Source organism: Comamonas sp. DB36, assembly GCF_057914905.1.
Window position 1 is genome coordinate 2,159,894 of record NZ_CP196631.1, and the last position, 22,110, is coordinate 2,182,003.

15 protein-coding genes are annotated in these 22,110 nt (G+C 65.9%); 10 read left to right on the forward strand and 5 right to left on the reverse strand.

The features are described 5' to 3' along the window. The first annotated feature begins 82 nt into the window (after positions 1-82). The 5 genes from dnaE (at position 83) to sbcB (ending at position 9,501) form a co-directional block, all read left to right on the forward strand. Positions 83-3,619: a DNA polymerase III subunit alpha gene (gene dnaE / locus ACSVDO_RS10005; protein WP_489596230.1), complete on the forward strand. Its 3,537-nt coding sequence runs from the start codon at positions 83-85 to the stop codon at positions 3,617-3,619. Between the two features lie 116 nt (positions 3,620-3,735). Beyond that, positions 3,736-4,092, forward strand: coding sequence for an ATP-dependent Clp protease adapter ClpS (clpS, locus tag ACSVDO_RS10010; RefSeq protein ID WP_332536716.1), 357 nt, complete (start codon positions 3,736-3,738; stop codon positions 4,090-4,092). Positions 4,093-4,152: 60 nt separating this feature from the next. Then, positions 4,153-6,489 (forward strand): ATP-dependent Clp protease ATP-binding subunit ClpA, encoded by a 2,337-nt coding sequence (clpA, locus tag ACSVDO_RS10015; protein WP_332536715.1) that lies wholly within the window; start codon positions 4,153-4,155, stop codon positions 6,487-6,489. Positions 6,490-6,608: 119 nt separating this feature from the next. Beyond that, the gene (gene cls, locus ACSVDO_RS10020) at positions 6,609-8,018 is read left to right on the forward strand and encodes a cardiolipin synthase (RefSeq protein WP_489596378.1); all 1,410 of its coding nucleotides are present in this window, start codon (positions 6,609-6,611) and stop codon (positions 8,016-8,018) included. Between the two features lie 37 nt (positions 8,019-8,055). Then, on the forward strand, positions 8,056-9,501 hold the full coding sequence (gene sbcB / locus ACSVDO_RS10025) for an exodeoxyribonuclease I (protein WP_489596232.1): 1,446 nt from the start codon (positions 8,056-8,058) through the stop codon (positions 9,499-9,501). Between the two features lie 190 nt (positions 9,502-9,691). Here sbcB and ACSVDO_RS10030 read toward each other — a convergent pair whose 3' ends face one another. Continuing rightward, positions 9,692-10,927, reverse strand: coding sequence for a nucleoside recognition domain-containing protein (locus ACSVDO_RS10030; RefSeq protein ID WP_489596234.1), 1,236 nt, complete (start codon positions 10,925-10,927; stop codon positions 9,692-9,694). 256 nt (positions 10,928-11,183) lie between these two features. On the opposite strand from ACSVDO_RS10030, the gene ACSVDO_RS10035 reads away from it, so the two are divergent. Both ACSVDO_RS10035 and ACSVDO_RS10040 read left to right on the forward strand, forming a co-directional pair. Further along, a complete protein-coding gene (locus ACSVDO_RS10035) occupies positions 11,184-13,526 on the forward strand; it encodes a putative bifunctional diguanylate cyclase/phosphodiesterase (RefSeq protein WP_489596235.1) in 2,343 nt (780 codons plus the stop codon). A gap of 13 nt (positions 13,527-13,539) precedes the next feature. After that, positions 13,540-14,463, forward strand: a complete 924-nt coding sequence (locus tag ACSVDO_RS10040; protein WP_489596237.1) for a phosphate/phosphite/phosphonate ABC transporter substrate-binding protein — start codon at positions 13,540-13,542, stop codon at positions 14,461-14,463. Here ACSVDO_RS10040 and ACSVDO_RS10045 read toward each other — a convergent pair. Continuing rightward, positions 14,450-15,646, reverse strand: a complete 1,197-nt coding sequence (locus tag ACSVDO_RS10045) for a PQQ-dependent sugar dehydrogenase (protein ID WP_489596238.1) — start codon at positions 15,644-15,646, stop codon at positions 14,450-14,452. The genes ACSVDO_RS10040 and ACSVDO_RS10045 overlap by 14 nt on opposite strands. A 221-nt stretch (positions 15,647-15,867) precedes the next feature. Between ACSVDO_RS10045 and ACSVDO_RS10050 the strand changes: the two genes are divergently transcribed. Together ACSVDO_RS10050 and ACSVDO_RS10055 are read left to right on the forward strand one after the other, a co-directional pair. Beyond that, complete coding sequence (locus ACSVDO_RS10050) at positions 15,868-16,572, forward strand: YebC/PmpR family DNA-binding transcriptional regulator (protein ID WP_332536704.1); 705 nt, start codon at positions 15,868-15,870, stop codon at positions 16,570-16,572. A gap of 165 nt (positions 16,573-16,737) precedes the next feature. Further along, entirely contained in the window at positions 16,738-17,685 is a 948-nt protein-coding gene (locus ACSVDO_RS10055; protein ID WP_489596240.1) for an IS481 family transposase, read from the forward strand. A gap of 82 nt (positions 17,686-17,767) precedes the next feature. On the opposite strand, the gene ACSVDO_RS10060 is transcribed toward ACSVDO_RS10055, so the two are convergent. Next, entirely contained in the window at positions 17,768-18,751 is a 984-nt protein-coding gene (locus ACSVDO_RS10060) for a Bug family tripartite tricarboxylate transporter substrate binding protein (RefSeq protein WP_489596242.1), read from the reverse strand. 97 nt (positions 18,752-18,848) lie between these two features. Beyond that, positions 18,849-19,778 (reverse strand): LysR family transcriptional regulator, encoded by a 930-nt coding sequence (locus ACSVDO_RS10065; RefSeq protein ID WP_489596243.1) that lies wholly within the window; start codon positions 19,776-19,778, stop codon positions 18,849-18,851. 140 nt (positions 19,779-19,918) lie between these two features. Here ACSVDO_RS10065 and ACSVDO_RS10070 point away from each other — a divergent pair, with 140 nt between their 5' ends. Then, entirely contained in the window at positions 19,919-21,331 is a 1,413-nt protein-coding gene (locus tag ACSVDO_RS10070) for a M20 family metallopeptidase (protein ID WP_489596244.1), read from the forward strand. A gap of 123 nt (positions 21,332-21,454) precedes the next feature. Here the strand turns inward: ACSVDO_RS10070 and upp are convergent, their stop codons facing one another. Next, entirely contained in the window at positions 21,455-22,084 is a 630-nt protein-coding gene (upp, locus tag ACSVDO_RS10075) for a uracil phosphoribosyltransferase (protein ID WP_332536696.1), read from the reverse strand. Between the last annotated feature and the right edge of the window lie 26 nt (positions 22,085-22,110).

The window sequence follows — 22,110 nt, forward strand, 5'->3', positions numbered from 1 at the left end:
TGTCCGCAAAGGCCCGTGCCGCGCGGGGCCTGCGGGGGGCCGCTTTGTCCCGCGGTCCCCAGGCCTTTCTACAATGCTGCCCATGTTTGTTCATTTGCGCCTGCACTCCGAGTTTTCCGTCATCGACGGAACCACCCGTATCAATTCCATCATCAAGGCAGCCGCGGCAGACGGGCAAGCTGCGATGGCGATCACCGACTACAACAACATGTTCGGCGCCATCAAGTTCTACAAGGAAGGCCGGGGCAAGGGCGTCAAGCCCTTGCTCGGCACCGAAATCCAGCTCGAGGGCGAGGACGGCGGCGCGCCGTCGCGCGTGATTCTGCTGGTACAGAACAAGGCCGGCTACCACAACCTCTGCGAGCTGCTGGCGCGCGGCTGGACGCGCAACGTCGTCAAATCCCAGGCGGTCCACACCTGGGAATGGCTGCAGGAATTGGGCGAAGGCCTGATCGTGCTGGCGGGCGCCCAGGCCGGGCCCGTGGGCCAGGCGCTGATGCGCGGCGACATGGCCGGAGCCGCCAACCAGGCGCTGCGGCTTGCTGCAATGTTTCCCCATCGCTTTTACATCGAGTTGCAACGCGCGGGCCGCGCCGACGACGAAGCCCATGTGCTCGCGGCCGCGCAGCTGGCCGCGCGTCTGAACCTGCCGGTGGTCGCGACCCACCCCATCCAGTTCTCCACGGCCGACGACTACGAAGCACACGAAGCGCGCGTGTGCATCGCCGAAGGCGAAATTCTGGGCAACCCCAAGCGCGTGCGCCGCTTCACGCGCGAGCAATACTTCAAGACCCAGGCCGAAATGCAGGCGCTGTTCGCCGACCTGCCTTCGGCCATCGCCAACAGCGTGGAGATCGCGCGCCGCTGCAGCCTGACGCTGGTGCTGGGCTCGCCGCAGCTGCCCAACTTCCCGGTGCCCGAGGGCATGACGATGGAGTCGTTCTTCCGCCAGGAATCGTTCGACGGCCTCGAAGTGCGGCTGGCGCTGCTTTATCCCGATGTCGCCAAGCGCGATCAGGAGCGCCCGCGCTATGTCGAGCGGCTCGAGTTCGAGCTCAACACCATTTTGAAGATGGGGTTTCCGGGCTACTTCCTGATCGTGGGCGACTTCATCAAGTGGGCCAAGAACAACGGCTGCCCCGTGGGGCCGGGCCGGGGTTCGGGCGCGGGCTCGCTGGTGGCCTATGTGCTCAACATCACCGATCTGGACCCGCTCGAGTACAACCTGCTGTTCGAGCGCTTCCTGAACCCGGAGCGCGTTTCGATGCCCGACTTCGACATCGACTTCTGCCAGTCCAACCGCGACCGCGTGATCGACTACGTCAAGCAGCGCTACGGCCGCGACGCCGTCAGCCAGATCGCGACCTTCGGCACCATGGCTGCGCGCGCTGCCATCCGCGACGTGGGCCGCGCGCTCGACATGAGCTACACGTTCTGCGACGGCATCTCCAAGCTGATCCCGAACAAGCCCGGACTGCATGTCACGCTCAAGTACCCGCCCAACCCGAAGAAGGAGGGCGACAAGTACACCTATGCGATCGAGGCCGAGCCCATGCTCGCCGAGCGCATCGAGAAGGAAGAGGACGTCAAGACGCTGATCGAGATGGCCCAGCGCCTCGAAGGCATGACGCGCAATATCGGCATGCACGCCGGCGGTGTGGTGATCGCTCCGGGCCGGCTGGCCGACTTCTGCCCGCTCTACCAGCAACCGGGCAGCGACTCGGCGGTGAGCCAGTTCGACAAGGACGACGTCGAGGACATCGGCCTGGTGAAGTTCGACTTTTTGGGCCTGGCCACGCTGACGATTCTCGAGATCGCGCGCGAATTCATCATGGCGCGCCACAAGGGTCAGGAAAACTTTGCCTACGAGCGCATTCCGCTCGACGACCATCCGACCTACCGGCTGTTTTCCGAAGGCAAGACGGAAGCGGTGTTCCAGTTTGAAAGCCGCGGCATGCAGGGCATGCTGCGCGACGCCAAGCCCAGCCGCCTCGAAGACCTGATCGCGCTCAACGCGCTGTACCGTCCCGGTCCCATGGACCTGATTCCCAGTTTCGTGGCGCGCAAGCACGGGCGCGAAGTCGTCGAGTACCCGCACCCCATGGTCGAGAAGGTGCTGGCCGAGACCTACGGCATCATGGTCTACCAGGAGCAGGTGATGCAGACCGCCCAGGTGCTGGGCGGCTACTCGCTGGGCGGCGCCGATCTCTTGCGCCGCGCGATGGGCAAGAAGAAGGCCGAGGAGATGGCCAAGCACCGCGAGCTGTTCCGCGAAGGCGCGGCGAAGAACGGGCTGAACCAAGAAAAGGCCGACGAAGTCTTTGACTTGATGGAGAAGTTCGCGGGCTACGGCTTCAACAAGTCGCACGCGGCCGCGTACTCGTTGCTGGCATACCACACGGGCTGGCTCAAGGTGCACTACACGGCCGAGTTCTTCTGCGCGAACATGACCGTGGAAATGGACGACACCGACAAGCTCAAGGTGCTCTACGAAGACGCGCTGAAGATGGGCCTGACCTTCGAGCCGCCGGACGTCAACCGCGGCCGCTACCGCTTTGAGCCCGTGACCGACAAGGTCATCCGCTACGGCCTGGGTGCCGTCAAGGGTGGCGGCCAGGCCGCGATCGAAGCCATTGTCGCCGCGCGCGAAGGCACGGGCACGGGTCCCCGGGGGACGGAAAAAGGCCCGTTCAAGAGCCTGTTCGACTTCTGCCTGCGCGTGGATAGAACGCGGCTGAATAAGCGCACGCTCGAGGCCCTGATCAAGGCCGGCGCGTTCGACGCCATCCACCAGAACCGCGCCTCGCTCGTGGCGTCCATAGACACCGCGTTCGAGTTCGCGAATGCGACCCATGCCAACGCCAACCAGGGCGGGCTGTTCGACATGATGGGCGACGACGCCGTGGGCTCGAGCACGCAGGAGCCCGAGCTTGCCGAGCGCCTGCCCTGGGGCATCAAGGAGCGGCTCACGCTGGAGAAGACCGCGGTCGGCTACTATCTTTCGGGCCATCTGTTCGATGAAGTCGAGACCGAGGTGCGGCGCTTCGTGCGCACGCGCATCGAGGAGATGCGCGACAGCCGCGAGCCCCAGGTCATGGCCGGCATCATCAGCGATTTCCGCGCGATCACCGGCCAGCGCGGCCGCCTGGGACTGTTCAAGATCGACGACAAGTCGGGCGTGATCGAAGCTTCGGCCGACGAAGCCGTGCTCAACGCGCACAAGGAGCTGCTCAAGGAGGACGAGTTCGTCGTCGTCAGCGGCCGGCTGCAGCTGGACCACTTCAGCGGCGGGCTGCGCATGAAGGTCCAGCAGCTGTGGAGCCTGGCCGACGCGCGCTGCAAGTTCGGCCGCTATCTGCAGGTCAGCGTGGGCGACGCCATGCCCGACGTGCTGCGCGTGCTGGGCGATTTCCCTGCGCGCCGCGTCGAGCACGAGCAGGCCGAGCCTGTGGTGCACGGCCTGCGCGTGCGCCTGGGCCTGCGCTGCGAGTCGCCGCAGGGCGCGGCTGTGGCGGAGTTGCAACTCGGCGACAGCAGCCGTTTCTATCCCAGCGACGCCGCGCTCGCAGCCTGGACGGCGCAGGCCGGCAGCGGCCACGCGACGGTGATCTACGAATGAAAACCGCCGGTTTGCGCGACACTGGCGGAAAATGCCGCGGGCGCAGGCTTGAAATTGGTGTTTCCCTTCCCATCTGGGAAGACAAAAGAGCCGGTATGGCTCGCTAGAATGAATTCATGGCAACACAACCCCCTTCCATTCCACCAAAGCCCCCCGAGGGGCCAGGCGCAGACGACGCTGGTTCGGTCGTAATGGAGCGGCGCGCGCAGCGTGTGCAGCCCCCCAAGATGTACCAGGTGGTCATGCTCAACGATGACTACACACCGATGGAGTTCGTCATTGCCGTGCTCCAGGAACTGTTCAGCAAGGACCGGGAAACCGCGACCCAGATCATGCTCAAGATCCACCTTGACGGCCGCGGCATCTGCGGAGTCTTTCCGCGCGATATCGCGGCGACCAAGGTCGATCAGGTGCACCAGGCCGCGCTGAAAGCGGGTCATCCACTACAGGCAACGTTGGAGCCTGTTGAATAAGCTGCAACCGCCCCGATTTATCTCCATAATGAAATCACGCAAGCCAAAAGGAGTCCTCTCATGATTGCCCAGGAACTGGAAGTCAGCTTGCACATGGCCTTTGTCGAGGCCCGTCAGCAGCGCCACGAATTCATCACCGTGGAACACCTTCTGCTCGCGCTGCTCGACAACCCCAGTGCTGCCGAAGTATTGCGCGCCTGCTCGGCGAGCATTGATGATCTGCGCGCCTCCCTGTCCAACTTCATCAAGGACAACACGCCGCAGGTCGCCGGTAGCGACGAAGTCGATACCCAACCCACGCTGGGCTTCCAGCGTGTGATCCAGCGCGCCATCATGCACGTGCAGTCCACGGGCAATGGCAAGAAGGAAGTCAACGGCGCTAACGTGCTGGTGGCGATCTTCGGCGAAAAGGATTCGCATGCGGTCTACTACCTGCACCAGCAGGGCGTGACGCGCCTGGACGTGGTCAATTTCATTGCCCACGGCATCAAGAAGAGCGAACCGCCCGAAGCCGCCAAGTCCGAAGGCCAGGCCGAAGGCGAAGAGGGCGGCAACAGCGAGCGCCAGGAAAAGGCTTCGCCGCTCGAGCAGTTCACGCTCAACCTGAACCAGGCCGCCAAGGAAGGCAAGATCGATCCGCTGATCGGGCGCAACTACGAAGTCGAGCGCACGATACAGATCCTGTGCCGCCGGCGCAAGAACAACCCGCTGCTGGTGGGCGAGGCCGGTGTGGGCAAGACGGCCATTGCCGAAGGCCTGGCATGGCGCATCACCCAGGGTGATGTGCCCGAGATCCTGGCCGAGGCCGTGGTCTATTCGCTCGACATGGGTTCGCTGCTCGCGGGCACCAAGTACCGCGGCGATTTCGAGCAGCGCCTCAAGGGCGTGCTCAAGTCGCTCAAGGACAAGCCCAATGCGGTGCTGTTCATCGATGAAATCCACACCCTGATCGGTGCGGGTGCGGCCTCGGGCGGAACGCTGGACGCGTCCAACCTGCTCAAGCCCGCGCTGTCGAGCGGCCAGCTCAAGTGCATCGGCGCAACGACCTTCACCGAGTACCGCGGCATCTTCGAAAAGGACGCAGCCCTGTCGCGGCGTTTCCAGAAGGTCGACGTGGTCGAGCCCACGGTGTCGGAGACGATAGAGATCCTCAAGGGTCTGAAGTCGCGCTTCGAAGAGCACCACAACGTGAAGTACGCTGCGGCGGCGCTGCAGGCGGCAGCCGAGCTGTCGGCCAAGTACATCAACGACCGTCACCTGCCCGACAAGGCGATTGACGTGATCGACGAAGCCGGCGCTGCCCAGCGCATCCTGGTCGCGTCCAAGCGCAAGAAGACCATAGGCAAGGCCGAGATCGAGGAAATCGTCGCCAAGATCGCGCGCATTCCGCCCGCGAACGTCTCGAACGACGACCGCAGCAAGCTGCAGACGCTCGAACGCGACCTCAAGAGCGTGGTGTTCGGCCAGGACAAGGCGCTGGAAGTGCTGGCCTCGGCCGTCAAGATGGCGCGCTCGGGACTGGGCAAGGGCGACAAGCCCATTGGCTCTTTCCTGTTCAGCGGCCCCACGGGCGTGGGCAAGACCGAGGCCGCCAAGCAGCTGGCGTTCATCATGGGCGTGGACCTGATCCGCTTCGACATGTCGGAGTACATGGAGCGCCATGCGGTGAGCCGCCTGATCGGCGCGCCTCCGGGCTACGTTGGTTTCGACCAGGGTGGTCTGCTGACCGAAGCCATCACGAAGAAGCCGCACGCGGTGCTGCTGCTCGATGAAATCGAGAAGGCGCATCCCGACATCTTCAACGTGCTGCTGCAGGTCATGGACCATGGCACGCTCACGGACAACAACGGACGCAAGGCCGACTTCCGCAACATCATCATCATCATGACGACGAATGCGGGCGCCGAGACCATGAACAAGGCCAGCATAGGGTTCACCAACCCGCGGGCTGCCGGGGACGAAATGGGCGACATCAAGCGCCTGTTCACACCCGAGTTCCGCAACCGTCTGGACGCGATCGTGGGCTTCAAGTCGCTTGACGAGCAGGTCATCATGCGCGTGGTCGACAAGTTCCTGCTGCAGCTCGAAACCCAGCTCGCAGAGAAGCGTGTCGAAGTCACGTTCACCGACAGCCTGCGCAAGCACCTGGCCAAGGCCGGCTTCGATCCGCTGATGGGCGCGCGTCCCATGCAGCGCCTGATCCAGGACACGATCCGGCGCTCGCTGGCCGACGAACTGCTGTTCGGCCGACTGGTGGACGGCGGTCGCCTGGGCGTCGACTGGGTCGAAGGCGAAGGTGGCGCTGCGGGCGAAGTGCAGCTCGACATCCAGCCCCTGCCGCGCAAGGAGCGCGGCCGGTCGGAACCGGCCGAGCCCGAAGAAGCCACGACCGATTGAGCGTGTGACGCTTTGATCCTCTCAAGCCGACAGCCTTGTGCTGTCGGCTTTTTATTTTTTTCAAAGGCTTTCAAGTGCAATGGTTCAGCGATGTCTGGAACGCCGAGAACACCCACTCGATGTTCTGGCTGATTTGGTCGGTGTATGCACTGGTGATAGGCGTCTGGGTGCTGATGCAGCGCAGCGCGCCCGTGGCCACGCTGGGCTGGCTGCTGGCGCTGGCGGCGCTGCCCGTGGGCGGGCTGGGCGTCTACTACTTCTTCGGACCACAGCGGCTCAAGCGGCTGCGCAACAAGCGGCTGCGCAGCCACAAGTCCTCGCGCCTGCGCATGAGCGCGGCGCGGCTGCGCGAGCATGTGCCGGCCGCTACCGTGCGCCTGCAGCAGGTGGCGCGCCTGGTGAGCCGCACGGCCGATTTCCCGGTCAGCAGCGCCGAGCGCATGGATCTGCTGGTCGGCGGCGACCGGACCTATGACGCCATCCTCGAAGCCGTGCGCGCCGCGCGCCACCATGTGCACCTCGAGTACTACGTGTTTGAGCCCGACCAGACCGGCACGGCGCTGATGGATGCGCTGGTCGAGCGCGCGCGCGCCGGCGTCAAGGTGCGCATGCTGGTCGACTCCATGGGCTCCAAGAAGATACGCCGCAAGTTCTACGCGCCGCTGGTCGAGGCCGGCGGCGAGTTCGCTTTCTTCCACCCCTCCAAGATAGGCCGGCGCCTGCGCCCGGTGATCAATTTCCGCACCCACCGCAAGATCCTGGTCTGCGACGGCAAAGTGGGCTTCACGGGCGGGGTCAACATCACCGATGAGGAAGACAAGCGCGTGATGGACTGCGCCTACCATGACGTGCACCTGCGGCTCGAAGGCCCGGTGGTCAACTGGCTGCAAACCGTGTTTCTCGAAGACTGGTCGTATGCGCTGGAGCGCAGCCACCCGGTCGAGCCGCCGGACCTCGATGAACTGTTGCCCGACCTCGCCGAAGGCCAGCATGCGGTGCAGATCGTGAGCTCGGGCCCCGACAACCGGCTCGAAGCCATCCACCGCGCCTATGTCGCGGCGATCAACGCCGCCGATGCGCGCGTGTGGCTCACGACGCCGTATTTCGTTCCCACCGAAGCCGCGATGACAGCACTGACCAATGCCGCGCTGCGCGGCGTCGACGTGCAGCTGCTGGTGCCCGAGAAGTCCGATTCGTTCATCGTCACCATGGCCGCGCGCTCCTACTTCGACGAACTGATCGCCTGCGGTGCCAAGGTCTACGAATACCGCGCACGCATGCTGCATTCCAAGACCCTGGTGGTCGACGACAGTCTGGCGATCATAGGCACGGCGAATTTCGACCACCGCAGCTTCTTTCTCAACTACGAAGTCTGCGCGATAGGCTACGGCGCCAAGCTCAACGGCGACCTGGCCACGCAGTTCGTGCTCGATCTGGAGAACGCGCGCCTGGTGCACTACGAACGCAAGCAGCGCTTCTTCCCGCGGCTGGGCGATTCTGTCGCCAGGCTTTGTTCGCCCCTTCTTTGATATGCAAGAGGCAGCCATTCCCGGGCATACTCCGGGCATGGCTGATACCACTTTCTTCTGGCACGACTACGAAACCTTCGGTGCCCAACCCCGCTATGACCGCCCGGCCCAGTTTGCCGGCATACGCACGGACATGGAGCTCAACGAGATCGGCGAGCCGCTGGCGCTGTACTGCCAGCCGGCCAACGATTACCTGCCCGACCCGCAGTCCTGCCTGATCACCGGCATCACGCCCCAGCAATGCGTGGCCCAGGGCGTGGCCGAGCACACGTTCGCGGCGCGTATCGAGGAGGAGTTCGCCGCTCCCGGCACGGTGGGCGTGGGCTACAACTCGATCCGTTTCGACGATGAGATCACGCGTTTTATGTTCTGGCGCAACCTCATCGACCCCTATGCGCGCGAATGGCAAAACGGCTGCGGCCGCTGGGACCTGCTCGACGTGGTGCGCATGGTCTATGCGCTGCGCCCCGAAGGCATCATCTGGCCGCGCAAGGAAGACGGCACGGTGAGCTTCAAGCTTGAAGACCTGGCGCGCGCCAACGGCCTGGTGCACGAGCAGGCGCATGACGCGGTCAGCGACGTGCGCGCCACCATCGCGCTGGCGCGGCTGATACGCAAGCACCAGCCGCGGCTGTTTGACTATGCGTTCAGCCTGCACAAGAAGGACCGGGTGCTGCAGGAGCTGGGCCTGCCGGCCGTGGCCGCGCATGCCAAGCCGTTCCTGCATGTCTCGGGCATGTTTGGCGCGGCGCGCGGCTGCCTGGCCGTGATGTGGCCGCTGGCCACGCACCCCGCGAACAAGAACGAGATCCTCGCCTGGGATCTGTCCCAGGACCCATCCGAACTCGCGACGCTTGATGTAGAAACCTTGCGCCTGCGCATGTTCACACGCGCCGCCGATCTGCCCGAAGGCGTGGCGCGGCTGCCTATCAAGAGCATCCACATCAACAAGTCGCCGATGGTCGTCGGCAGCCTCAAGACGCTGAGCCCGGCCATGGCCCAGCAATGGGGCATAGACATGGAGCAGTCGCTGCAGTACGCGGCCGTGGCGCGCGACCTGCCCGACATGAGCGCGCTGTGGAAGCAGGTGTTCCAGCGGCCGGCGACCGGCACGGCCGTCGATGCCGACCAGGATCTCTATGGCGGCTTTGTCGGCAATGAAGACCGGCGCCGGCTCAACCATCTGCGCGCGCTCACGCCGCTGGAGCTGGCGATGGACCGCACGGGCTTTGACGATGCGCGCCTGGGCGAGCTGGTGTTCCGCTACCGCGCGCGCAATTTCGCCGACACGCTGTCGCCCGAAGAGCAGCAGCGCTGGATGGAACACTGCGCTGCCTGCCTGCTCGACGGCAAGGGCGGGGCGCGCTCGTTTGACCAGATGTCGGCAGCGATCGACGCGCTGTTTGAAACCGCCGACGAGCGCGGCACGGAAATCCTCGAAGCACTTTATGAGTATGCGGAAGCCATAGTGCCCGAGGCGTGAGTCATCGTCTTGCCGATGGCGGCAAGCTGGCCACCAAGGGCGTTGCCGTTCGCCCCGAGCGGACCGCCCACAGTAATTGCGTTTGCCCTGAGCCTGCCGCGCCGGCCGCGTCTAAGGGTGAACGCAGAAACCCGGCCAAACCGCAACAGCGTTTCAAGGCCGGGCTGCGAGCGCCGCAGTCCCAGCCAGCTCACATTCCCCCGAAGAACTGATAACACACCGCAATTGCCGCCACCACGCCCGCGAACTCGGCAATCAGCGCGCAGCCCACCGCATGGCGCGCGCGCTGTATGCCCACGGCGCCGAAGTACACGGCCAGCACATAGAACGTGGTCTCGGTGCTGCCCTGGATGGTGGCCGCAGCCAGCGCGGCAAAACTGTCCACGCCCTGGCTTTGCATGGTCTCTATCAGCATCGCGCGCGCCGCGCTGCCCGAAAACGGCTTGACCAGGGCCGTGGGCAAGGCATCGACAAAGCGCGCATCCCAGCCGCCCAGATCCACCAGCCAGCGAATGCCCGACAGCGCATAGTCGAGCGCGCCGGAAGCGCGGAACACGCCCACCGCGCACAGCATGGCAACCAGGTAGGGCAGCAGGCCCTTGGCGACGTCAAAGCCTTCCTTGGCGCCGTCGATGAAACTGTCATAAACCGCGACCTTGCGCCAGGCGCCCAGACAGACAAACAGCATGATCAGGCCGAACAGCGTCAGATTGCCCAGCAGCGACGACAGCGAGGCCAGGGCCGCGCCGCTGAGCGTGGCCAGCAGCGCCATGAAGCCGCCCAGCAGCAGTGCGACCGGCAGAAGATAGGCCAGCACGACGGGATGCCACAGTTTGAGACGCTGCACCAGGCCCACGGCCAGCAGCGCGACCAGCGTCGAGGCAGACGTGGCCAGCAAAATCGGCAGGAAGACCAGGGTCGGGTCGGGCGCGCCCTGCTGCATGCGGTACATGAAGACCGTGACCGGCAGCAGTGTCAGCGACGAGGCGTTGAGCACCAGAAACAGGATTTGCGCATTGGTCGCGGTGTCGGGCCGCGGATTGAGCGTCTGCAGTTCGCGCATGGCCTTGAGGCCCATGGGCGTGGCCGCGTTGTCCAGACCCAGCGCATTGGCCGCGAAGTTCAGCGTGATCAGGCCCAGCGCCGGGTGACCGCGCGGCACTTCGGGCATCAGCTTGGCAAACAGCGGGCCCAGCGCCCAGGCCAGCCATTGCACCACGCCGGCTTTCTCGGCGATGCGCAGAAAGCCCAGCCACAGCGTCAGCGTGCCGAACAGCAGCACCATCACTTCGACCGACAGCTTGGCCATCGCGAACAAGGCCTGGACCATGCCGGCAAACACCTGGGCCTGGCCGCCGATCAGCCATTGGGCCAGCGCTGCGATCGCGGCGATGAGAAAAAAGCCCAGCCACAAGGCATTGAGCATCGGAGGTCTCCTGGTGGGAATGGCGCGCCAGCGCGCGCTGGCGCTATTGTCGCGGCTAGCAGACCGTCACGGGGTTTGTGATCTGTCACAAAGGGCGCGGGGCGAGAAATATTTCAAACTGTCACGCCATTGACTTGCGGGCTTTGCATCATCCACGCATCTGCCCGTATGCGCCCGCTCCGTGACTGCCCTTTATGCCCGTTGTTTGTCCTTGCTGCTGCGCTTTCGCCGGCCGGTATCCGCGATGCCGTGGCGCATGGGATGGCGTGGAATACGGCTGGCCTGCATAGGGGCCGCCTTGCTGGTGCTGGGTCTGGTCTGGTGGCTGGCCTGGCAAAGCGTGCAAGCCGAGCGCGTGCAGCAGCAGATCAGCACCGCGCAGCAGCAGGCCAGCCTCGCGGCCGTGGTCGCCGAGAACCTGGTGCAGGTCGTCAACAAGGGGCAGCTGATGGGCTTGGCCGCGGGCGACGCACTCGCAGGCCATATGCGCGGCCAGCAGTCCGCGGCCGAAGTGCACCGGCGGCTCTCGACCATGCTGGTCGCCGAGCACTGCTTCGCGCGCTATGTGCTGTTCGATGCGGCGCTGCAGCCGGTCGATGCATCTTCCCCGCTGTCCGCCGTCGAGCTCGCGCCGCTGGCGGCGGCGCTGCGCGAGGCGCTGCAAAAAACCGAACCGGGCCATGCACGCCTGCTGCCTGCGGTCCAGTCGGCGCTGTCGGGCCATCCCGACCTCTGGCAGATTCCGTTGGTCTATGCGTTGCGCCCGCTCGAGTCCGAGGCGGCGCGCGCGCCGGGTGGCTATCTGCTGCTGATGCTGGACCTGGGCTATTTCCTCAATCTCTACCGCGATGTGGAAATGGGGGCAGGCAGCGCCATCCATCTGCTCGACGACCAGGGCGTGGCGCTGGCCGAACTCGGTCCCCAGGGTCTGACCATGCCGTTTTCGCGCGCGCCCGTGGCGGCAGCGGCGCAGATGGCCGGCAACCGCGGCGCGATGGTGGCCGCGCTGCAGCCCGGCGGCGCCAAAAGCCATTTCAGCTGGCGGCGCAACGCCAACTCGCCGTTTCTGGTGGTTGCAAGCCGCGGCCTGGAATGGGTGCACGGCTCGCCGCGCGAAGACAGCCGCAAGGTCTGGACGCTGCTGGGCGTGCTGAGCCTTTGCATGCTGCTGGCCGTGGGCGGCATGCTGCGCGTGCTGCGCCACCAGGAAGGGCTGTTCACCGCGCTGAGCTACGCCAACCGCGACAAGCACATGCTGATCGATCAGCTCGAACAGGAAAAGGCCAAGGCGCTGGAGCTGGCCGCCAACGACCACCTCACGGGACTGCACAACCGCCGCATGTTCAACGAGCTGGTCGCCAGCCACCTCGCGCTGGCGCGGCGCAGCCGCAAGTTCTATGCGCTGATGTACCTGGACCTGGACCGCTTCAAGGCGATCAACGACACGCTGGGCCACCATGTGGGCGACCTGCTGCTGCAGGCGGTTGCCCAGCGCCTGCGCCAGCTGCTGCGCAGCTCGGACATCATTGCGCGCATGGGCGGCGACGAGTTCGCGGTGCTGGTCACGGGCATGGACGCGATGAGCGACATGGACGTGCTTGCGGCCAAACTCGTCGACTGCCTGAGCCAGCCCTATGAAGGCGTAGAGGGCAACAGCCTGCAGGTCACGCCCAGCATAGGCGTGGCGTTCTTCCCGCGTGACGGCCACGACGTGACGCTGCTGTGCCGCAATGCCGACGCGGCCATGTATGCGAGCAAGCGCGCGGGCCGCGGCCGATTCACCTACTACGACGCCACGGCCAGCGCCGACAGCGCGCGCAGCTACGCGCTCGAGCGCCAGCTGCCCAAGGCCGTGACCGACCAGCAACTGGTGCTGCATTTCCAGCCCAAGGTGCGGCTGCACGACTGCCGCATCATGGGATTCGAGGCGCTGGTGCGCTGGCAGCACCCCGAATACGGCCTGATCTATCCCGGCGAATTCATTGCCTCGGCCGAAGCCACGGGCGCGATACGCGCGCTCGGCGACTGGGTGCTGCAGGCCTGCTGCAGGCAGGCGGCCGACTGGCGCGCGCTGGGGCTGGAGCCCGTGCCCATCGCTTTCAATGTCTCGCCCGTGCAGCTGCGCGACGGCGCGTTTGCCGCGCGCCTGGCCGCGCATATCGCGCATTACGGCATAGAAGCCGCGGACCTGAGCATGGAGATCACCGAAAGCTGCCTGCTCGAGCCGCGCGAGCTCGCCCTGAGCGTGCTCGAGCAGGTGCGCGCCATGGGGGTATCCATCGGCCTGGACGACTTCGGCACGGGTTTTTCCAGCCTCAGCCAGATCAAGGATCTGCCCATAGACACGCTCAAGCTCGACCGCTCATTCGTCAACGACATCCGCAGCAGCAGCGAGGCCGGCGTGATCGTGACCTCGGTGATCACGCTGGCGCACAACCTCAAGATGCGCGTGGTCGCCGAAGGCGTGGAGCTGATGGACCAGCTGGTCTATCTCAAGACCGCGGGCTGCGACGAGGCGCAAGGCTATTTCCTCAGCCGCCCCGTGGGCGCCAAGGCCGCGCAGGAGATGCTGCGCGCCGCCTATCTTTGCCCCGCATGAAAGGCCGGCACCGATGAGCCCAGACATCAACGACCGCCGGCGGGCGCTGGCGCAGCTGTTGGGCCTGGGGGCCACCGCGGCCGCCATGCGCCCGGCTGCTGCCGACGCGGCCCCGGCCGCCGCGGCATCGGCCGCCGCGCCCTGCGATCACCCGCGGCGGCTGCGGCTGGCCTTCATTCCCAAGAATCACGAAGATGCGCAGGCCAACGGCTACCGTCTGCTGGGCGCGCTGCTGGCCGGCGCGCTGGACATGCCCGTGGACCTGGTGTCCGCGGCATCGTATTCCGCCGTGGTGCAGGGCCTGCAGGGCGGGCGCATCGATGTCGCCGAACTCGGTCCCGCCACCTATGTGCAGATGCAGCGCAGCGGCGCCTCGGCGCGGCCCATGGCGGCGATGGTCAAGAACGCCGGAGTGCTCACGCGCTATCACGCGCTGCTGATCGTGCGCAGCGGCGCGCGCTATCGGCGCTGGCAGGACCTGCGCGGCGCGACGCTGAGCCTGGTCGATCCGGCCAGCACTTCGGGGGCCTTGCTGCCGCGCCAGGCGATGAAAGCCCAGACCGGGATGCGGCTCGAAGACTACTTCTCGCGCGTCTCGTACGCGGGCTCGCATACGCGCGCGATCGCGGCCGTGGCCGACGGGCTCGTGGACGCGGCATTCGTATCGAGCGACAGCCTGACGCTGGCGCAGCAGCGCAAGTCCGTTGAGGCCGGCGCGCTGCGCACGCTGTGGATGTCGCCGCCGCTGCCCACCGATCCGCTGGTCGTGCGCCGCAAGCTGTGCCCCGCGCTGCAGGCCCGGCTGCACGCGGTGTTGCTGGCGCGCCAGCAACTGCTGCTGCCGGCGCTGCGGCTGCTGGGCAAACAGGGGCTGGTGGCCGTCGATGAAAGCGACTATGCCCATGTCGAGGCCATGCTGGGACTCAGCGCGCCTTGAGCTGCACGCGCAGCAGCTGGCCGTTGCGTGCGTCGGTCAACAGATAGAGCCAGCCGTCCGGGCCCTGGCGCACGTCGCGCACGCGCTGGCCCAGTTGCGCCAGCATCAAGTGGCGCGCCGTGATCTTGCCATCCTGCAGTGTCAGGCGCTCGAGCATCTGGCTCTTGAGCGCGCCCACCACCATCTGGCCTTTCCAGGCCGTGCCATAGCGGTCGCTGGTGATGAAGGCCATGCCCGAGGGGGCGATCGACGGCACCCAGTAATGCACGGGCTGCTCCATGCCGGGCTGGGCCGTGATGCCCTTGCCGATCGCGCCGCCGCCGTAGTTCTCGCCGTAGGTGATCACGGGCCAGCCATAGTTCTTGCCGGGTTGGGGCTGGTTGACTTCGTCGCCGCCCTGGGGACCATGCTCGTGCACCCAGAGCTTGCCATCGGGCGCGAGCGCCGCGCCCTGGGGGCTGCGGTGGCCGTAGCTCCAGATTTCGGGCAGCACGTCGGTGCGGCCGGCGGAGGCGCCCCCCGCAAACGGGTTGTCGCTCGGCACCTTGCCGTCCTTGCCCACGCGCACCACCTTGCCGAAATGGCTGCGCAGGTTCTGCGCCTCTTCCTTGGCCGTGGAACGCTCGCCCAGCGCCAGGAACAGCGTGCCGTCGGGCTTGCCGCCGACTTCGCGCTCGACGATGCGGCAGCCGAAATGCAGGCGGCTCGCGTACTTGGGCTGCTGCGAGAAGATCACCTGCACGTTCTCCAGGCGTGTCGCATCCGCAGAGAGAGTGGCGCGCGCCAGCGCCGTGCTGTTTACCGCCGTATTGCCGTCGGCGCCGGGCTCGGAAAAGCAGAAGTACAGCGTGCGGTTGCTGGCGAAATCGCTGTCGAGCACCACGTCAAGCAGGCCGCCCTGGCCGCCGGCGGCGACCTTGGGCAGGCCGGCCAGCGGCGCGAGCAGACGGCCGTCGGCTTCGACGATGCGCATGCGGCCCGGCCGCTCGGTGACCAGGTAGCGGCCATCGGGCAGGAATGCCAGCCCCCAGAGGTTTTCGAGCCCGCTGGCGATGGCCTTGGCCTCGACGGCCGGGGCATCGGCGCCCGCGGGCGAGACGGCCAGAGGTTGCGCGCCGGCCGGCGCGGCCCCCGCCAGGGCTGCCGCGCAGGCCGCGATGAGGAGGGTGGAATGGGAACGCATGGGCAGGCTTCTCCGGTAATGGCAAACAAGGGGCGGGGCAGAGGGCCAGCGAAGCACCTCGCCGTGCCAGCATAGTTTTGCGTACCTTGCACCAGCGCCGCATACCCCTGCAATGCACTTGGCTAAATCACGGCGCCACTCACAGGTGTATAACCTCCACCCTTTGGGGTGCGCGTGCCCGGATGGGGCGTGCGCGCCTTTCACCTGAAGGAAAACAATTCATGGGCGCGCAGTGGAAATCGAAGGGCAAGGCACAGGTTGCCGATGCCAAGGGCAAGCTGTTTGGCAAGCTGGCCAAGGAAATCATGGTCGCCGCACGCGGCGGTGCCGACCCGGCTGCGAACTCCAAGCTGCGCCTGGTCGTCGAGCAGGCCCGCAAGGTGTCCATGCCCAAGGACACGCTTGAGCGCGCGATCAAGAAGGGCGCGGGCCTGACGGGCGAAACCGTCAATTTCGAACATGTGATCTACGAAGGCTACGCGCCCCACCGCGTGCCGGTGATGGTCGAATGCCTGACCGACAACGTCAACCGCACGGCGCCCGAAATGCGCGTCGCCTTCCGCAAGGGCCAGATGAGCGCCGTGGCCTGGGACTTCGACTATGTGGGCATGATCGAAGCCGAACCCGCCCAACCGGGTGCCGACGCCGAAGTGGCGGCGATCGAAGCCGGTGCGCAGGACTTCGAGGCCGGCGACGCCGAAGGCAGCACGCTGTTCCTGACCGACCCCACCGATCTGGATCTGGTCAGCAAGGCGCTGCCGGCTCAGGGCTTCACGGTGCTGTCGGCCAAGCTCGGCTACAAGGCCAAGACCCCGATCAGCGCGTCCAGCCTGAGCGCCGAGCAACTGGAGGAAGTGCAGACCTTCCTCGCGGGCATTGACGACAACGACGATGTGCAGAACATGTTCGTCGGTTTGGTCGACTAAGAGCCACTAGCACAACCCTTGCTGCGTCGTTGCGTCGCCTTGTCGTGCTACTTGCACTGCCTGCGGCACCGCGCCTAGCTGTGAAGTCTCAATAGGTTGTTCATCCGTCCCGGACCTGGGAAGCTGTGGTTACCACGCCAACGCAACTCAGGACAGGAGAGACGGATGAACAGTCATAAGCATGCAGCATTGACGCCGCGAGGTCGAGCGCTACTGGTCTACAGGGTCTTGCACCAAGGCTGGAAGGTCGCACTTGCCAGCCAAGCGGCTGGCGTCAGCCAACGCACTGGGTACAAGTGGCTCGCACGCTTCAAGGCAGAAGGCGAAGATGGATTGCGCGATCGCACCAGCAGACCTTGGCACAGCCCAGCCTCCTGTAGCGCCGCGCAGCTCTGCCAGTTCGAGCAGCGCCGCCGCGAGCGAGCGCCGCTGTGGCGCATTGCGCGCGAGTCCGGTCGCAGCTTGGCAACCGTGGCGCGTCACATCGCGCGGCTGGGGCTGAGCCGGCTACCAGCGCTGCAACCGAGCGAGCCCATCGTGCGTTATGAACGCGAGCGTCCTGGCGAGTTACTGCACATCGACATGAAGCGGCTGGGCCGTATTAGGGGCATTGGCCATCGCATCACAGGCGAGCGCCTGCACCGCAACCGTGGCATTGGCTGGGACGCGGTACACCTGGCCATCGACGACCATTCGCGCGTCTCCTTCGCCGCGATCAAACCCGACGAGTCGAGTCTGAACTGCATCGAGTTCTTGCGCCAAGCTCTGGCCTTCTATGAGACCTTAGGAGTGAAAATCGAGCGGGTCATGACAGACAACGGTTCGGGCTACGTAAGCCGAGCCTTCAAGCTTGCTTGCCAAGAGTTGGGGGTGCGCCACATCCGCACTCGCCCCTACACCCCGAAGACCAATGGCAAGGCTGAACGCTTTGTGCAGACCAGCCTGCGCGAGTGGGCCTACGCCAGGGCTTATGAAAGCTCAGACCAAAGACATGCTGCGCTGCAGCCATTCATTGACTACTACAACTGGCTGCGGCCACACTGCGCTCTAAACCATCAGCCTCCCATGAGCCGCATCCCGAGCATGAACAACGTCCTGAGACTCGACACCTAGCCGGCCGCGCCTAGCAGCAACCGCAAATCTTCGATTTGCTGGGTCGTGTTAGCGGCTCTAAAAGTCCTGCACCCGCGCGCCATCATTCCATCACGATGCTGGCGCGCTTGCCCGCGGCCTTGAACGTGGCTATTTCATCGGCCACTTTTGCCTTGAACGCGGGCGCATCCAGAAACCCGGGCTCCAGGCCCGCGGCCAGCATCTTTTCCTTTACATCGGGCAAGGCCATGATGGCGGCGAGTTCGCGCCCCAGCAACTGCTGGACGGCCTGTGGCGTGCCTGCGGGCGCGGCAAGCCCGTAGAACCCGTCGAAGCTGGCCTTGCCCAGCTTCAGTTCACCCAGGGTGGGAACGTCGGGCAGCGCGCTGGCGCGCTGCACCGAGGTCACGGCGAGCGCGCGCATCTTGCCCGACTTGATGTGGGGCCCGACCGAAGGAATCGTGTCGATCGCATAGTGGATCTCGCCGCCCAGCAGCGCCATGGAGGCCGGCGCGCTGCCTTTGTAGGGCACGGCCAGCACCTTGATGCCGGCTTCGTGCGCGAACATTTCACCGGCAAGGTGGGGCGCGGAGCCCGTGCCGAAGGTCGCGTAGCTCAGCTCTCCGGGCCTGGACCTGGCCAGCGCCACGAGGTCGGCCATTGTCTTGGCCTGCGTGGCCGGGCCGGTCACCAGCACCAGCGGCGCTTTGACCAGCAGCGCGATCAGCGCCAGGTCTTTGTGCGGGTCGTAGGGCATGCGCTCCTTGAGCGCCGGCACTACGGTGTAGGTCGACGAGCCCGAGACCATCAGCGTATAGCCGTCGGCTGCGGCCTTGGCCACGGCGTCGGCACCGATCATGGTGCTGGCGCCGGGCTTGTTCTCCACGATCACCGGCTGGCCCAGCCGGGACGACAGCTTGTCGGCGACGCTGCGCGCCACCACATCCGTCGCGCCGCCGGGCCCGAAAGGCACGACGATGCGTATCGGCTTGTGCGGGTAGCTGGGCGTTTGCGCCTGGGCCCAGGGGCTGGCGAGCGCCGCGGCGCCGAGCAGGGATACGTTCAGTAAATGGCGACGTGTGGTCATGATGGCAGCGGGCAAGAGTATTGTCTGCATCGTAGAAAGATTGCCGCCTTGCCACCAGCAGAGAATTTGAAACCCAGCTTTGCCGGATCGGCAATGATCAGGGTTTACCTTCGGTGTCCGTAGCCGCGGGAAGCATGGTCTTGAGATAGTCGAGAAAACGCTGCGCCGCATGCGGCAGGGTGCGCCCGGCCAGGGTCTGCAGCTCAATGTCGCGCAAGCCCATGCCGTGGTCGCGGATGGGAAGGGCGCGCAGCGTGCCTGCGGTCACCATCTGCCGGGTCGTGACTTCGCCGGCGACCGTCAGGCCGCCGCCGTGGCATACAAAACCGACCAGCGTGGGCCAGTGGTTGGTGGTCAGCACCGGCTCCAGCGGCAACTGCTGGCGGCTGCAGGCAATGTCTATCATCTGGCGCACCGTGGTGCTGGGCATGGGCAGGGCCAGCGGATGGGCGCACATGGCGCGCAGGCTCACGGTCTTGAGCCCGGCCAGCGGGTGGTCGGGGCGCATCACGGCGAGCAGCGGCGCGGGCTGGCGGTATTCCACACGGATGTCGCGCTCGGGCTGGCGGCTGAAGGTCAGGCCCATGTCGGCATTGGCCTGGCGCACCTGCTGGGGTACCTCGGCCGGAAGCAAGACCGATACCTGGAACTGGATCTGCGGGTGCTGCAGCCGGAACTGCTGCATCAGACGCGGCAGGAATTCGCCGGCGAAGCCCTCGGTGACGGCCAGACGCACCTTGCCCGAGCGCAGGCCCTGCAGCGCGCGTATCCCTTCGAGCGCATGTTCGGCGTCCATGCGGCTGCGCCGCGCGTGCACGGCCAGGATTTCGCCCGCCGCCGTCAGCACCATGCCGCGCGGCTGGCGTTCGAACAGCGGCGTGCCCAGGGTCTGCTCCAGCCCGCTGATCTGGCGGCTGATGGCGGAGGTGGCGACATGCAGCCTCAGGGAAGCTTCGGTCAGGGAGCCGACTTGCGCCACTTCGAGAAAGTAGCGCAGCGCGGTATCTTGCAATTGGTGGGCGTGCACGGGAGAGTCTGCGGTGATGGTTTGCCGATTCGGCAATGGTAGTTTGAAAATACGGTGATTGTGTTGACGCAGCGCTGTCTCTACGCTCGCTCCATCGATCGGCATGGCGCCGACACCCCTGCACACCGGAGAACCACCCCATGAGCCGAGACCACGCGCTGCAGCGCGCCACCGACTACTTTGACAGCGGCGAACTGCGCCAGACCCTGGCGCAGCGCGTGGCGCTGGCGACCGAGAGCCAGGAGCCCGCACAGGCGCCCGTGATGTCTGCTTACCTGCACGCGCACATGGTGCCGCTGCTGGAGTCGCTGGGCTTCGTGTGCCAGATCTGGCCCAACCCGGTTGCCGGCGGGCCGCCGTTCCTGTTTGCCGAGCGTAGCGAAGCCGATGCGCCGTTCGCCGTACTCAGCTATGGCCATGGCGACGTCGTGCGCGGCTACGCCGCGCAGTGGAACCCGGGCCTGGAGCCCTGGGCGTTGGTGGTCGATGGCGACCGCTGGTACGGCCGTGGCACGGCCGACAACAAGGGCCAGCACAGCATCAACCTGGCGGCCTTGGAGCAGGTGCTGGCTGTGCGCCAGGGGCGACTGGGCTACAGCTTCAAGCTGCTGCTGGAGATGGGCGAGGAAGTCGGCTCGCCCGGCCTGCGCGAAGTCTGCGAACTGCACCGCGAGGCGCTGCGCGCCGACCTGTTCCTGGCCTCAGACGGCCCGCGCGTCGCGGCCCAGCGGCCCACCTTGTTCCTGGGTTCGCGCGGCGGAGTGAACTTCGATCTGCGCATACATCTGCGCCCGGCGGGTCACCATTCGGGCAACTGGGGCGGCCTGCTGCGCAACCCCGGCGTGCGCCTGGCGCATGCGATTGCCTCGCTGGTCGATGCCCAGGGCCGCATCCTGGTGCCCGGCCTGCTGCCCGCGAGCCTGCCCGACAACGTGCGCCAGGCGCTGCAGACCATTGACGTTGGCGGCGGCGCCGACGACCCGCAGATCGACGTCGACTGGGGCGAACCCGGACTGAGCCCGGCCGAGCGCGTGATCGGCTGGAACTGCCTGGAAGTGCTGGCCTTCAAGACCGGCAACCCCGAAGCTCCGGTCAATGCCATTCCGGGCCATGCATCGGCCCATTGCCAGGTGCGCTACGTGGTGGGCAGCGACAGCGCAAACTTCATGCAGTACCTGCGCGCCCACCTGGACGCGCACGGCTTCAGCGACGTGCAGGTGGAGCAAAGCGGCCCGCTGATGGAAGCCACGCGGCTGGACCCCGACAATCCCTGGGTGCAATGGGCGCTGGCTTCCATGGAGCGCAGCACGGGCAAGGCTCCGGCGCTGCTGCCCAACCTGGGCGGCACCTTGCCCAACGATGTGTTTTCGATGGTGCTGGGTCAGCCCACGCTGTGGGTGCCGCATTCGTACCCGGCCTGCGCGCAGCATGCGCCGAACGAGCATCTGCTGGCCAGCGTCGCGCGCGAGGCGCTGGCGCTGATGGCGGGTCTGTTCTGGGATCTGGGAGAGCAGGGCGCGCAGATTGCGCTGGCCTGTCGAGCGGGGCGCTGATGGTGCAGTGCGCGGCGGCGAGCAGCTGAGGTATCGCACGGATGCGGGCTGCCGCATGCCGTGCTGTATGCGTCCTGGCCATTGCGGCGGACGCCGGGAGACGGCAGGCCTTTGCCGTGGGCTTTACTTGGTGCCGAAGATGCGGTCGCCGGCGTCGCCCAGGCCCGGCAGGATATAGCCGTGGCTGTCGAGTTCGCGATCGATGGCCGCGGTATAGATGGCCACATCGGGGTGGGCCTTCTGCATCGTGGCGATGCCTTCGGGCGCGGCCAGCAGGCACATGAACTTGATCGACTTGGGGCTCAGTTGCTTGAGGCGCGCCACGGCGGCCGCTGCCGAATTGCCCGTGGCCAGCATGGGGTCGACGACGATGATGTCGCGTTCGGCCATCTCCGAAGGCATCTTGAAGTAGTACTCGACCGGCTGCAGGGTCTGCGGGTCGCGGTACAGGCCGATGTGGCCGATGCGCGCGCCGGGAACCACATTGAGCATGCCGTCCAGGAAACCGTTGCCCGCGCGCAGGATGGACACCAGCACCAGCTTCTTGCCATCGATGACCTTGCCGGTCATGGTTTCCATGGGCGTTTCGATCTCGATGTCCTGCAGCGGCATGTCGCGCGTGATCTCGTAGGCCATCAAGGTGCTGAGTTCGCCGAGCATGCGGCGGAAGCTGTTGGTGCTGGCCTCCTTGCGGCGCATCAGCGTGAGTTTGTGCTGGACCAGCGGGTGGTCTATTAGATGAACTTGGCTCATTTAGGTTGTTTGTTCGACAGGGAAAT

Coding starts and splice junctions, on each gene's coding strand:
- ACSVDO_RS10060 (WP_489596242.1), bottom strand. CDS start 18,751: ATGACCACACGTCGCCATTTACTGAACGTATCCCTGCTCGGCGCCGCG.
- sbcB (WP_489596232.1), top strand. CDS start 8,056: ATGGCTGATACCACTTTCTTCTGGCACGACTACGAAACCTTCGGTGCC.
- ACSVDO_RS10045 (WP_489596238.1), bottom strand. CDS start 15,646: ATGCGTTCCCATTCCACCCTCCTCATCGCGGCCTGCGCGGCAGCCCTG.
- ACSVDO_RS10040 (WP_489596237.1), top strand. CDS start 13,540: ATGAGCCCAGACATCAACGACCGCCGGCGGGCGCTGGCGCAGCTGTTG.
- cls (WP_489596378.1), top strand. CDS start 6,609: ATGTTCTGGCTGATTTGGTCGGTGTATGCACTGGTGATAGGCGTCTGG.
- ACSVDO_RS10050 (WP_332536704.1), top strand. CDS start 15,868: ATGGGCGCGCAGTGGAAATCGAAGGGCAAGGCACAGGTTGCCGATGCC.
- clpA (WP_332536715.1), top strand. CDS start 4,153: ATGATTGCCCAGGAACTGGAAGTCAGCTTGCACATGGCCTTTGTCGAG.
- ACSVDO_RS10070 (WP_489596244.1), top strand. CDS start 19,919: ATGAGCCGAGACCACGCGCTGCAGCGCGCCACCGACTACTTTGACAGC.
- upp (WP_332536696.1), bottom strand. CDS start 22,084: ATGAGCCAAGTTCATCTAATAGACCACCCGCTGGTCCAGCACAAACTC.
- ACSVDO_RS10055 (WP_489596240.1), top strand. CDS start 16,738: ATGAACAGTCATAAGCATGCAGCATTGACGCCGCGAGGTCGAGCGCTA.
- ACSVDO_RS10035 (WP_489596235.1), top strand. CDS start 11,184: ATGGGATGGCGTGGAATACGGCTGGCCTGCATAGGGGCCGCCTTGCTG.
- dnaE (WP_489596230.1), top strand. CDS start 83: ATGTTTGTTCATTTGCGCCTGCACTCCGAGTTTTCCGTCATCGACGGA.
- clpS (WP_332536716.1), top strand. CDS start 3,736: ATGGCAACACAACCCCCTTCCATTCCACCAAAGCCCCCCGAGGGGCCA.
- ACSVDO_RS10030 (WP_489596234.1), bottom strand. CDS start 10,927: ATGCTCAATGCCTTGTGGCTGGGCTTTTTTCTCATCGCCGCGATCGCA.